Below are 13,678 nucleotides of genomic sequence, written 5' to 3'. Positions count from 1 at the left end.
CTCAAATTTGTAAAATATCGCCGACTTCAACCTCAATAAAAAAGCCCCGTATGAGGGGGACTTTTTTATGAATGCCTGTTAAGCAAAGAATTTTAGAATCAGCTGAATCACGGTTGCGTTGATCAGGTCAACAAAGAAAGCACCACATAATGGTACGATCAAAAAGGCTTTATGTGATGGACCATACATATTGGTAATCGCCTGCATGTTTGCAACCGCTGTTGGGGTTGCGCCCATACCAAAGCCACAGTGGCCAGCAGCCAGTACTGCGGCATCATAATTCTTGCCCATTACCCGGAAAGTAATGAAAGCTGCATACAATGCCATAGTTAAAGTCTGTGCGCCTAAAATCACTACCAGTGGGCCTGCCAGATCAGCCAGTTGCCACAGTTTTAAAGACAGCAGTGCCATAGCCAGATAAAGTGACAGTGAAGAATTACCAAAGACATCAATTGCACGATCAAAGATATCAACCTTGAATATACTTTCTAGAACGTTACGCAGAACTACCCCACCGCCCAAGGCCCATACAAAGGTTGGCAGTTCAAACCAGGTACCTTTACTGTAACCTGTCATAAACTCAGCAAAGGCCAGACAGGCAGCGAACATGCCCAAGGTCGTAATCGCATTGTCAGCAGTAATCAGGCGTACCTGATGCGGATTTTCAAAAGGTGCAAGCTCGGGAAAATCGGGTGCAGGATGTGTATCCCGATCATTAATCTGACGCACGGTGCGTGGCTGAGACAGGTTGTATCGGTTAATTAAAAGTTTAGCCAATGGGCCGCCAATAATACCGCCAATAATCAGACCGAATGTTGCACTGGCCATCCCCAGAGCAAGTGCGCCTTGAATACCGTGTTCAACTTCCAGGATTTCGCCCCAGGCACCCGCTGTACCATGCCCGCCGGTCAGAGTAATTGAACCTGCTATCAGACCGATCAGCGGATCAACCCCCAGCAAACTGGCCAGACTCATACCGACTGCGTTTTGTACTACAATAAATGAAGCAACACAGATCAGGAATACCACCAAACCGATACCACCTTCTTTTAGCTTCATAAAGTTGGCACTTAGGCCAATGGAAGCAAAGAAAATCAGCATGAAGCTGGTCTGTAATTCACTGCTAAAAGTAATACTGTAACCCCAGAGGGAATGCACAAGTAACGAGACTACCGCAGCAACCAGACCACCGGCCACAGGTTCGGGAATGTTATAACGACTCAGAAAACCGATCTTGTTTACAAGGAAGCGGCCAAGAAGTAAAACAATTACTGCTGCAATAAGCGTGTAAAACGCATTAAAGGTAAATTCCATAAGAAGATCCATCAAATATGGCTAATGTCTTTCTTCATACTTTATTTTATATAAAATGCCGATTTTATAATCTATAGGCAACTTTACTTCAAATAAATTAAAGCATGCTGTAATCACAAGAATGTATCGCGTCTTTAAGTTAAGAATACATGAACTGTTCTATCTAAGAACGGAAAGTATCAAAACTCGACTGTATTACATCTTGCCTTATATTGAAGAAACATGGCCTTTGCATTTGGACCCCCATCCGGGATGCAAAACACAGCAACTTTAATGTATGGGTAAATACATGTTGAAACTGCTGAACAGGCTTAATACTGAGAGATAAACTCATTATAAGCTCCAAACTGTTGAATGAGTTCTTCTATAGAATACTACCTAGAAGTTGACTCGATGGAAGTTAAATTATCTTGGGTGTACAGATTAAAAAATTTGCTGATTATGCAGTTTTTTTTAAGGGATGTCTTGGGGGGATTGCAAATTTATCTACGACCTTAGTCTGACCTTTTTACTTCATTTTTATTGGAATTAGTCGAAAATATAAGAAGAATTCTTATTTGAATATAAAAAAACTGAGGCATGTGCCTCAGTTTTTAGTTTATTTACAATGATTTAGAAATCGTATTTAGCCATCATGCCAATGCGATTATCTTTACCTTTTACACCGGCAGCGGTTTCACGCTCACCATAGACATATTCAGCACCAAAAGTGATTGGTTTAACCGGATTAAACATTACGTTTAACCAGCCTTGTTGTAGCTGATCATTATCATCCGAGCCAGTTGCATCATCATAGAATATTGCGCCATATCCCAAGGTACTACGCCACTGCGGTGTGAACTTGTAGGTCGCGCCTAAAGACACAGCATTGAATTCATTCAGCTCAATATTATCGCCCTTAGCGGTATAACGGTTTTCTGTGTAAAGCAGGAACTTGTCATCACCCTTAACATGAGAATAATCAGCATTTAAGGTTAACTGGTCAGTTGGTTTAAAGTTGGCACCCACTGCCAGACCCCAGCCTAATTCTGTTTCATCGAAATAAGGCTCTGGTACACGATCTTTATCACCTTCTTTGCCAGTTAAATTTCTAGCACGAACTTCCTGTAACAGCGCACGACCAGTTACTACGCCTGCACCATCAGCAAATTTATGGTTAATTTTAGCAGTAGCTGCTGGCAGACGGTTATCATCATTACCTTTTTCCAGACCCAGGAAGTACCGGGTATTGGCATCTAGAGTATGGCTATAACGCACCATTGGAGTACGGTAGGTTCCGATACCCAGCGGTGCATTAAAGTCGAGCATTTCTGGTGTGGTTTCAGAAGAAAGGAATGATGAAGTAGTCTGACCAAACAGCCAGTCATTATAAGTCAGGTAGGCATGACGAATACGTACTGTGTCATTGCTGCTTCCACCACGGAAATCGACTTCAACTTTACCCCCAATATCTGCACCCTGGATTGGAGTTTTAAAATCCACTCCGACACGTGTAGTAGTCGCAGTTGCATCAAACCGATCTTCAGTGGCTTCCTTATCTGGCGCATTGTCCAGAGTTACTGTATTAATGCGGTTAAAGATCCCTCTTCCACCTTCAAACTGATAAGCTGCATCACCACGGACAAAACCGTAAAGCTTAACTTCCGCACCATTTGCTGTGCGGGCTGTTAAACCGGTTGCAGGCGTAGCAGGTGCCGGCGGGCTGGCATTATTACCAGACTGCTGAGATAAAGGGACAACTTGAGGTGTAGCTTGCAGTGCTGAAGAACTTGCTACAGTATTTTGCCCCTGATTGGAAGCTTGAGGTAAATGCTGGTGAATCAATGCCTTGAGTTCTTTAACCTCAGCACGAAGCTGTTGAAGTTCTTGTTGTTCTGTCATGGCATGTGCCGAGTTCATCATCAGTGCAGCAACTGCAACCGCGAGTCCCTGTGGCAGAAAAGCTTTTCGGCTAGATACTTTGCTCATCCTAATCTCCAGAAATATTATTATGTTCGCATCCGTGCAAGGTTGGCCAGGTCAGCCTGCAAGTTCAATTATGCTATTCCTTAAGTATTGCCAAACTCTTTTAAAAGTACTGCACTTAAATGCTTACAAAAATTAAAATAAAAACGCTAAAATTCCGTTGTTAGTAACATAATGTGTATTACCTAGGGCTAATGTAACAAGTTCTCTTTGTTATTAAAATCAGTTTTAACGTCTATTTTTAAATTTACGATCGTTTTTTGTGATATAAAACACAAATACCTTATTATTCTTAAGGTTATAAACCGGTATATAAAGCTATTATTTTATTTATAAGACTATTGTATATAGTAGAAGTAACTATAAATCAGCCTGAACCCGGTATTTTTATGAACCCTGAGCAAGTTCGCCATGTCGATGAAGCCATCACTTCCCGTCATTCAGTCCGCGCATTTTTATCCACTCCAGTAGACCCAAAACTGATTCGGGATATTCTTTCAGTAGCCAGCCATGCGCCTTCCGGTACCAACACTCAGCCTTGGAAAGTATATGTTGTTTATAGCCAAAAGCGTGATGCTCTAGTTGAAGCCGTATGTCAGGCCCAGATTGAAAGCAGTCAACATCCAGAACTGGCAGCACAATATAAAGAAACTTTTGCCTATTATCCCTCTACCTGGATTTCCCCTTTTATTGACCGGCGTCGTGAGAATGGCTGGGGACTATATGGTTTGCTAGGCATTCAAAAAGGAGAAAAAGAAAAAATGGCTGAGCAGCAGTTACGTAATTTCAAACTGTTCGATGCACCAGTTGGCCTGTTTTTTACCGTTAATAAAATTATGGGAATCGGGTCGAAGATGGATATTTCCATGATGATTCAGAATGTGATGGTTGCCGCTAAAGCTCGCGGTTTAGATACTTGCCCGCAAGCTGCCTGGAATCATTTTCACCCCCTGGTTTTAGAAATTCTGGGCGCTGCGGAAGATGAAGAACTGGTTTGCGCAGTTGCGCTAGGTTACGCAGACCCAGAAGCACTGGTTAATACGTTTATTACTCCACGCGAACCGGTAGAAAATTTTGCAGTTTTTCTGGATTAAACCACAAGAGATCTTTTATAGATTCCTTTAACTTTAATCCTTAAAGAGCTAGAGAGTTTCTAGTTTTAAATATACTGGCCACACCAATTACGATAAAGAACAGCATTACCAGTGCCATATTTAGCAGGGGGCTCCAGAACAGAAAATTCAGGATTAATCCGCCAACCAGGCCACAGGCAAATTGCATACTCCCCATGATTGCGCTGGCTGTACCGGCACGACTGCCTTGCTCGGCCATCGCCAAGGCCATTGCATTTGGTCCGGTAAAACCAATACCCGATACAGCCAGAAACAGTCCTGACATCACAATAGCAAGTGCAGTATCGTCATACAGTCCTGCACCAAGCAGAATAAAAACACCCATTAACTGGAGAATTCCACCAAGCTTTAAACGCTGTATGATCGACATATTTCGGGCCAAGCGTTTATTAATGGATGAAAATAGGGTAATCCCTACAGCATTAAATCCGAAAGCATAGGCAAAGTGCTGCTGACTTAGATGATATTGATCAATCAGGACGGATGCAGCTGAACTGATATAGCAAAACAGTACTGCGCCAGTAAAACAGCCAATCACCATCGGACCACGGAAACTTTTATCCTGAAAAATTGTTTTATATAAACTGAGCACCTGTCTCGCACTTAACTTTAAACGACGTTCAGGTTGCAGGGTTTCCTTAAAAAATAAAGCGACACAAATACAGCAAATTATCCCAATCAGAGCTAAGGCAACGAAAATAGCATGCCATTCAAAATAGATGAGGAGCCAGGCGCCTAAGGCCGGTGCCATAACAGGCGCGATTCCCATCACAATCATCATACTGGCAAAAGCCTGTGCAGAAGCTTGAACATCCAGCCGGTCACGGATTGCAGCACGGGCAATCACAACACCCACACATCCGCCTAGAGCCTGTAATATTCGGCTGAAAATCAGGCTCCATTCACTGGTAGCGAATGCACATAGCAGACTGGCCACGACGTACAGAAGCAAACCAAAATAGAGAGGTTTTTTCCGTCCAATACGGTCACTGACCGGACCATAAATCAACTGCCCGACAGCAAGTCCCAAGAAATAGGCTGGCAAGGTATTGGCCACCATTTGTGTACTGACGCCAAATTCCTCTGCCATGCCGGGTAAAGCCGGCAGATACATGTCGATCGAAAGCGGGCCTAAAGCAGTCAGCGAGGCCAGCAGCATCAGCCACGGCAAGCTGTAGTGCGAACGGCTATTATCCTTGGATAGGTCCATAGATGATTGATGAATTTATAAGATTAAAGACAAGCTTACACGCTCCATAGTATGATTTGTCATAGTGATTCGTGAAGTTTCACATTATGCAGTGCCTTTGAATAATTTTTATACAACCTGTTCTTAAAAAGGTGTCGATTGAAAGCTTGGCTTACCCGTGTTCAGCAGGCCACGTATAATACGTCCTTCATGTATAACGTGCGCATGATTATTGCCTTTACTGCAACCGCATTTGTGCCTTATCTGCTGGGTCAGCAACTGGCGACCATTCCTTTAACTTTGGGTGTAGTCGCGGCTGCACTAAGTGATATTGATGACCGTTTTTCAGTCAGGATTATGAATCTAGTCTATACCTATATCGGGTTCTTTATCACGGCTGCTTCTATCCAGTTTCTGTTTCCCTATCCAGTCCTGTTTGCAATCGGGCTGATCATTTCCTGTATTGGCTGGATATTGCTCGGTTCTCTGGGCCGGCGTTATGCCACTATTTCATATGGCTGTCTGGTTATTTCAGTTTACTCAATGCTGGGAGTACACCTGTTTGATCACTGGTATAACCAGCCTTTGCTCTTGGTCGCAGGCGCAGTCTGGTATGGAGTGATTTCCACCATCAGTTTCCTGCTGTTTCCAGTACGTCAGGTACAGGATAAACTTTCCCAATGCTATTCGGCATTGGGTGATTTCCTGTTTGCCAAATCTGCCCTGTTTGATGTTGATATGACATCCGACAGCTATCAGCAAAGTATGATTGACCTGTCACTTGAAAACGGCAAGCTTGTGGGTATTTTCAATGAAATGAAAACTGCCCTGCTCACCCGATTAAAAGGTGACCGGGGTCAACGTGATACCCGTCGCAGTCTGCACTATTATTTTGCGGCCCAAGATATTCATGAGCGGGTTGACTCAGCTCATATTGACTATCAGAAACTTGCGAAAATCTTTGAACATAGTGACATCTTGTTTCGTTTTCAGCGCATTCTCACTATTCAGGGCAAGGCCTGTAAAGACTTGGGTGAAAGTATTTTAAAGCGGACGACGTACCAGCATAACCGCCGCTTCAAGCATGCATTTGAAAACCTGCGTATTTCATTAGAGAAGCTGCGGGACGAACAGTATTATGATCAGGTTTGGGTAAATGCACTGTTTGCCTTGTATCGCAACCTAAAATCGATTGATGCCCAGCTGCGTAATGTTGAAACTGAACGTTATGTAGTTGAAAGAAGCAGATACCTTGAAAACCAGCTTAAAGATGATGATTTAAAAGGCTGGGATGATATTGTAATTCGTATCAAGCAGCATCTGACACCAGAATCTGTCCTGTTTCGCCATGCTGTGCGTTTATCAATTGTACTGTTTATAGGGTATGTGTTCGTACAACTCACCAATATTCAATATGGTTACTGGATTTTGCTCACCGCCCTATTTGTAAGCCAGCCCAACTTTAATGCTACCAAGCGCCGCTTACGTTTGCGTATTGTAGGTACACTGGTCGGTATTATTATTGGATATGCCATTTTATATTTTGTACCTTCAATAGAAGGCCAGCTTTGTTTACTGGTATTAAGCGGCGTTCTGTTTTTTGAGCTGCGCAGTAAACAATATGCCCAAGCTACTGCATTCATTACCATCTTAGCCCTTATCAACTTCAACTTGGACGGAATGGGATTTACCGCCGCCTTACCGCGTATGATAGATACCCTAATCGGCTGCGCGCTGGCATGGTTCGGTGTCAGCTTTATCTGGCCTGACTGGAAATTTCGCCGATTGCCACGCAGTATTCAGCGAGCACTCAGTGCACAGTGCGACTATTTAAATGAAGTCGTTCAGCAATATCATGAGGGCCGTAACAATGGTTTAACCTATCGGATTGTTCGCCGTAGCGCGCACAATACCGATGCTGAAATGGCATCTCTCATTTCTACCTTGGCAACTGAACCCGATTTTGATCCGTTACAGAAAAGTCGGGCATTCGAATTTTTATGTCTGAGCCATACCTTTTTAAGTTACATCGCAGCATTAGGTGCTCATCGGGAACAGGTAAAAGACCAAGAGATTCTTAAACTGCTAGATCAGGCTTTAGATGACATACGCGGCGCTCTGTTACGTGATGAGACACCAGACCTGAGTGCCCAGAATATACTCATTGCAACTCGCGAACGTCTCAGACAAAATCATGAAGAAGATCAAAAGTCTCTGATTATTCTGCAACAACTTTCACTAATGCTCAGTATTTTGCAACAGCTCAGTACGCTCAAGCAAAGCCTTAGCAATGAGCAGGATAATGCTGCGACCGAATTGGCTTCCTTGTAATTCAGTCTTAAATTGGCACAATATACTCCCTGAACGGGCAGAATTAATGCTAAACTTTGAAGAGTTTACCATTCATTATTTGCACTATGAACGCGAAAAATACTTATAGCTATACTTTACAGCCGGTCAATTACGAAGTTTCAGAAGCCGAACAGCGTCAGGTTCAGTTGCTGATCTGGCGTAGTACCAACAAGATCGGTATGAAAGCCTGGGCCATTATGGGCGTAATTGCCGTTCTGGCTATTTTGGGGATTATCTTTCTTAAAAACTACTCAACCATTTTCTGCTGGGTAGCTCTGGTTGGTGTAGCGCTTTACCTGCTGGTACGCAAATATGGTCTGGAGTGGTATGTTAAGCGCAAAATGACTGAATTTCCGGTTCAGGAAATCAAGGGAATTCGTTTGGGCGTTCAGCCACATGGCATTGTTATGCGCCAGAAAATGGGTATGCAGGAAGGTGTAGGAACCATCGGCTGGAAAGATGTTTATGAATGGTATGATGCGCCGGACTTTATTCTGATGAATTTTAAAGTAAAAGATCAGCCAGGTGCATATATCCTGCCAAAGCGTATGGACAGCAAGAATTTCTCTTTTGCCGTTATTCGCAAGCATCTCAAAGAAGCGGTGGGTGAACCTAAAACCATCTGAGTATTTTAAAATTCAGAGTTAAAAAACCTCCTGCTTATGGAGGTTTTTTATAAATTACTTAAAATAAATGATAATGAGAATGTCTATTAATCGCAAAATCCATTTTATCTACTTAATTTTTGTTTATAATCGGTGCCATTCTTGGCACATGATAATTCCACTACGCACATGTTTAAAAAAACATTTTTCCAAGTTCACTGGTTTCTGGGGATTACTGCGGGGCTGATTCTCTCGATTATGGGAGTAACGGGAGCAATTTACTCCTATGAACAGCAAATCTTAAAATGGATTAATCAGGACAGTTATGTAGTTCAGGCCGAACAACGTGACAAGCTGACACCTGCCGAGCTGTATCAACATTTCCATCAGCAGTCGCCTGAGCTTAAAATTAACAGTATTACAGTCGACACTGATCCAGCTGCTTCTTCTACAGTCAATATCGAGAAAAAAGGAGAGCGCCGCGGTTATAACATGATGGTAAACCCCTATACCGCAGAAGTTCTACCTGAAATTCAAGGACGCAAGTTTTTCCAGTTTATTCAGCAGCTGCACCGTAATCTAACAGTAGGCCCGGTCGGCAAACAGATTACCGGTGCCTGTACATTAATGCTGATTTTCTTTGTGCTAAGCGGACTCTATTTGCGCTGGCCCAAAAAACATTCATGGCGTCAGTGGTTTTTCATTAAACCCCGCTTAAAGGGACGCAACTTTATCTGGGATTTGCATGCCGTAGTTGGGACTTGGGTAGTGATCTTCTATCTGATTTTGGCCTGTACCGGCTTATTCTGGTCATATGAGTGGTGGCGTAATGGTATGTTTAAGGTACTGGGTGTAGAACGTGAACAGCCTGCTTTACAGGGAGGTAACCAGCCACGAGGGCAAGAAAAAGAATTGCAAGCGTCTACCGGTAGAAGCGGTGGACAGCAGACAGGTGACCGTGAAGCTGATCGTAAGCGTGGTCAGGGCCTTCCTCCCGAACAGGTACAATTGGCACTGACTCAAGCCTGGACAGGCTTTAATACACAAATTGGACGTGAATATTCAAGTCTGACCCTGACATTACCTAAAAAACCGGATGGTAAAATTGAGCTGTCCTTTACAGATGCTGTGCCTCAACATGAGCGCGCCCGCAATAAAGCAGTCTTCGATTATCGGACGTCTCAACTTGAAAATCTTGAGCTTTATGAAGATAAAAAGCTGAATGAAAAAATCATGAGCAGCATGTTACCCGTGCACCGGGGCAGTTTCTTTGGATCGGTTTATCAGTTTTTGGTTATGCTGGCAGCACTGGCCATGCCACTCTTCTTTGTTACAGGCTGGATGCTGTATTTAAAACGCCGCAAGCAGAAAAAACTGACACAGGCTGCACGTAACAGCAGTACTGCTCATTCTATTGATCCGAATGCAAAATCCTGGCTCATTACCTATGCTACTCAAACCGGTATGTCTGAACAGCTGGCGTGGCGTACTGCAACCAGCTTACAAGAAGCCCGACAACCGGTTACTGTCAAACCGATACAGCAGCTGCATGAGGCTGACCTTAAACAGGCAGAGCATGTATTATTTGTAGTGAGTACCTACGGTACTGGTGAAGCTCCAGATCTGGCCACTGGTTTTGTTAAAAAGCTAATGAAGAGTGATCTGGATTTAAGCCACTTGAACTATGCTGTTCTGGCCTTGGGTTCACAGGAATATCCTGACAGTTATTGCAGCTTTGGGCATGAGGTGAATCACTGGTTAAAACGCTCTGGTGCTCATCCCCTATTTGATGTCATTGAAATTAATAATGGCAGTAATGAAGATATTCAGCGTTGGAATCAGGCCCTGGCTCGGGCTACCCGGCTTGATTTAAGCAACATGAATATTGAAAAAGTATTTGACCAGTGGATACTGGATAAGCGCGAGCTGCTTAATCCGGGCAGCTTGGGTCGTCCGGCCTATAATGTCGAGCTGAAAGCCAAGCATGATGTAATCTGGCAGGCGGGCGATATTGCCGAGATACAGCCGGGCAATAGCCAAGCACGTATTCAAGACTTTCTGAACCAGCATCAGCTGGATGGCAATACGCAAGTAAATTCAATAAATATGAGCCTTGCAGAGGCTTTATGGGATCGTGACCTGACCGGAACGGTTGAAGTCTTTAATAGCGTTGATCAGTTACTGGAACAGTTACCTGCCCTGCCTTCACGCGAGTATTCGATTGCCAGTATACCTTCACAGCAGGTTTTGCGTCTGGTGGTACGTCAGTGTGAAGGAGCAGATGGTCTTGGTTTGGGGACAGGCTGGCTGACCAAGCATGTACCCTTACACTCACCGGTGGCACTACGCATTCGTACCAATGAATCTTTCCATCTGATCGATGATAATCGTCCAATTATCTGTATTGGTAATGGAACAGGTATCGCAGGACTGATGAGCCTGCTGCACAGCCGTGTACGCCAAGACTATACGCAAAACTGGCTGATTTTTGGTGAGCGCCAACGCAACTGTGACTACTTCTATCAGTCTACCCTAGAAGCGTGGCAAACTACAGGTATGTTGCAACGTCTGGATCTGGCCTTTTCACGTGATCAGGAGCAGCGTATTTATGTACACCATATTTTACGTGAACATAGCGAAGAGCTAAAAAACTGGATTGAACGTGGCGCAGTAATTTATGTCTGCGGCAGTATTAACGGAATGGCAAGCGATGTAGATCAGGCCCTGATCGATATTTTGGGTGAATGCTGTGTGGATGATCTTCGCCAAAATGGCCGCTATCGCCGTGATGTTTATTAAACTTTAGACTAGATGTAAAAAACCGGGCATATAGCCCGGTTTTTATTTACAAGTTTTGAAATTAACGGAAAAGGCCCGTCTGATAATTTGCCTGTCCTACGCCCGTCGAGGCCTGATAAGGATGAGTAAAGTCTTGCAGACCAGCCGCAGCTTCCTCAACATCTTTACCTTCCTTAACCACGAAACTGTCAAAGCCGGAACGTTTCATATAGTTCAAAACGTCCTTAAAAATATCACCTACTGCACGTAGTTCACCTTGAAAGCCCTGACGACGCAGTAACGCTGCAAAGGAATAACCACGGCCATCATTAAAACCGGCAAACTCAATAAAGATGGCATCCAGTGCATTTAACGGAAACTGGTGATCTTCTGGTGAGTCATTGACTGTCAAATAAAGTGCCTTTTTACCTTGTACTTGTGCCAGCTGCTCCAGCTGTGCTGTAGTCAGTAGGACATCCCCCGTAGGTAACTGACCATCTTCACCAATCAGCTGATAGGTATTATCCGCAATCGTGCTATCTTTATAAAGCACAGGTAATGCTGTATTAAGCATATGCACGCTCCTTAAAGGTCTGAATTCCTACGCGGCGGTAAGTATCAATGAATTTTTCATTGTCTGTACGCAAATCCAGATATGTATTTAAGATTTCTTCAATAATATCTGGTACCACTTCAGCTGCAAATGAAGGCCCGAGAATGTCGCCAATAGAAGCGTCATGGTCAGCATTACCACCGAGTGTAATCTGGTAAAACTCAGCGCCTTTTTTGTCTACCCCTAAAATACCGATATTACCGACATGATGATGACCACAGGCATTCATACAGCCTGAAATATTCAGATCAAGCTGACCCAGATTATACAGCGTATCCAGGTCTTCAAAACGGCGGGTAATCGCTTCAGCAATCGGAATAGACTTGGCATTTGCCAGTGAACAGAAATCTCCGCCCGGACAGCAGATAATATCTGTCAGGAATCCGATATGTGCACGTGCCAGGTTCTGTGCATCAAGAGTCTGCCATAATTCAAACAGGTCTTTTTGTGGCACATCGACCAGCGCAATATTCTGCTCGTGGGTAGTACGCAGTTCACCAAAGGTATAACGGTCTGCCAGGTCAGCAATCAGATTCATCTCTTCCGTAGTCATATCACCAGGCGCCACACCAGCACGCTTGAGCGAAATGGTTACAATACGGTAACCCTGCACTTTATGAGCATGGGTATTGATATTAAACCAGTGCTTGAACTTAGGATGAGCTTCAAACAGTTCAGCAAAGTCTTCATCAGCCAGATTCTGGTAATCAAATGGTGTGAATTCTTCATCCAGCTTTTTAAGAACTTCTGGCTGAATTTTCAGACTTTCACGAGTATGTGCAAATTCGGCTTCGACTTTCTCTGCAAATACTTGTGGTGTCAGGGCTTTAACCAGAATCTTGATCCGTGCTTTATATTTATTGTCACGGCGTCCATGCAGGTTATAGACACGTAATACTGCTTCCAGATACGCAATCAGGTCTTCACGTGGCAGGAATTCACGGATTACACTGCCAATGATAGGAGTACGGCCCAGACCGCCACCTACCATAATTTTATAACCCAGCTCGCCCTGTGCATTACGTATAATATAAACACCAATATCGTGAAACGCAGTCGCAGCGCGGTCAACTTCTGCAAGTGCTGAAACAGCAATCTTGAATTTACGCGGCAGGAAAGCAAATTCCGGGTGAAATGTACTCCACTGGCGGATCAGCTCGCAAGTTGGTCGCGGATCAGCAATCTCGCCTGCAACCACACCGGCATACTGGTCAGTCGTCGTATTACGTATACAGTTACCCGAAGTCTGGATCGCATGCATCTGTACTGTTGCCAGTTCAGCCAGAATATCAGGCACATCTTCAAGTGCCGGCCAGTTCAGCTGGATGTTCTGACGGGTAGAAACATGTGCATAACCACGGTCATATTTTTTTGAAATTTCAGCAATTTTTCTTAACTGCTTGGAATTCATTAGGCCGTAAGGTACCGCCATACGCAGCATAGGTGCGTAACGTTGTACATATAGACCATTCTGGAGGCGCAGTGGACGGTACTCATCCTCGGTAAGTTTACCGGCTAAATAACGTTCTGTTTGATCACGGAACTGTGCAACGCGTTCATTGACCAGCTGTTGATCGAAATCAGTATATAAATACATGGCGTACGGCTAGATTCATTATAACGGCTGATAGCATAACGAGCTTTGGTTCATCAACAAAATGCGTTTTTTACATATTTAATAGCGGTTTTATTGATAAAGAGCCAAAACACGATGATCAGTTGTTATTCT

The 13,678-nt window shown here is 43.9% G+C and carries 9 protein-coding genes; 4 read left to right on the top strand and 5 right to left on the bottom strand.

The features are described from left to right. Positions 1 to 78 precede the first annotated feature (78 nt). Positions 79 to 1,314, bottom strand: coding sequence for a sodium/glutamate symporter (gene gltS / locus AC0VYT_RS03165; protein ID WP_005016037.1), 1,236 nt, complete (start codon positions 1,312 to 1,314; stop codon positions 79 to 81). Positions 1,315 to 1,926: 612 nt separating this feature from the next. Continuing rightward, positions 1,927 to 3,282 (bottom strand): DcaP family trimeric outer membrane transporter, encoded by a 1,356-nt coding sequence (locus AC0VYT_RS03160; protein WP_005016038.1) that lies wholly within the window; start codon positions 3,280 to 3,282, stop codon positions 1,927 to 1,929. Positions 3,283 to 3,668: 386 nt separating this feature from the next. Here AC0VYT_RS03160 and AC0VYT_RS03155 point away from each other — a divergent pair, with 386 nt between their 5' ends. Then, the gene (locus AC0VYT_RS03155) at positions 3,669 to 4,373 is read left to right on the top strand and encodes a nitroreductase (RefSeq protein WP_005016039.1); all 705 of its coding nucleotides are present in this window, start codon (positions 3,669 to 3,671) and stop codon (positions 4,371 to 4,373) included. Between the two features lie 40 nt (positions 4,374 to 4,413). On the opposite strand, the gene AC0VYT_RS03150 is transcribed toward AC0VYT_RS03155, so the two are convergent. Beyond that, positions 4,414 to 5,622 carry a multidrug effflux MFS transporter gene (locus AC0VYT_RS03150; protein ID WP_005016040.1) on the bottom strand — a complete coding sequence of 403 codons (1,209 nt, stop codon included), beginning with the start codon at positions 5,620 to 5,622 and terminating at the stop codon, positions 4,414 to 4,416. A 138-nt stretch (positions 5,623 to 5,760) separates the two neighbouring features. Here AC0VYT_RS03150 and yccS point away from each other — a divergent pair, with 138 nt between their 5' ends. From yccS to AC0VYT_RS03135, 3 genes are all read left to right on the top strand, one after another. After that, complete coding sequence (yccS, locus tag AC0VYT_RS03145) at positions 5,761 to 7,932, top strand: YccS family putative transporter (protein WP_005016050.1); 2,172 nt, start codon at positions 5,761 to 5,763, stop codon at positions 7,930 to 7,932. 86 nt (positions 7,933 to 8,018) lie between these two features. After that, the gene (locus AC0VYT_RS03140; RefSeq protein WP_005016053.1) at positions 8,019 to 8,579 is read left to right on the top strand and encodes a hypothetical protein; all 561 of its coding nucleotides are present in this window, start codon (positions 8,019 to 8,021) and stop codon (positions 8,577 to 8,579) included. A gap of 168 nt (positions 8,580 to 8,747) precedes the next feature. Further along, positions 8,748 to 11,357, top strand: coding sequence for a PepSY domain-containing protein (locus AC0VYT_RS03135; protein WP_005016054.1), 2,610 nt, complete (start codon positions 8,748 to 8,750; stop codon positions 11,355 to 11,357). A 61-nt stretch (positions 11,358 to 11,418) separates the two neighbouring features. On the opposite strand, the gene AC0VYT_RS03130 is transcribed toward AC0VYT_RS03135, so the two are convergent. Together AC0VYT_RS03130 and AC0VYT_RS03125 are read right to left on the bottom strand one after the other, a co-directional pair. Next, positions 11,419 to 11,910, bottom strand: a complete 492-nt coding sequence (locus AC0VYT_RS03130; RefSeq protein ID WP_005016056.1) for a DUF934 domain-containing protein — start codon at positions 11,908 to 11,910, stop codon at positions 11,419 to 11,421. Further along, positions 11,903 to 13,546, bottom strand: coding sequence for a nitrite/sulfite reductase (locus AC0VYT_RS03125; protein ID WP_005016058.1), 1,644 nt, complete (start codon positions 13,544 to 13,546; stop codon positions 11,903 to 11,905). The genes AC0VYT_RS03130 and AC0VYT_RS03125 overlap by 8 nt, the downstream gene beginning before the upstream one ends. Between the last annotated feature and the right edge of the window lie 132 nt (positions 13,547 to 13,678).

This window comes from Acinetobacter sp. QJM3NY_42 (assembly GCF_056173745.1).
This window is presented reverse-complemented; position numbering and strand designations above follow the sequence as displayed.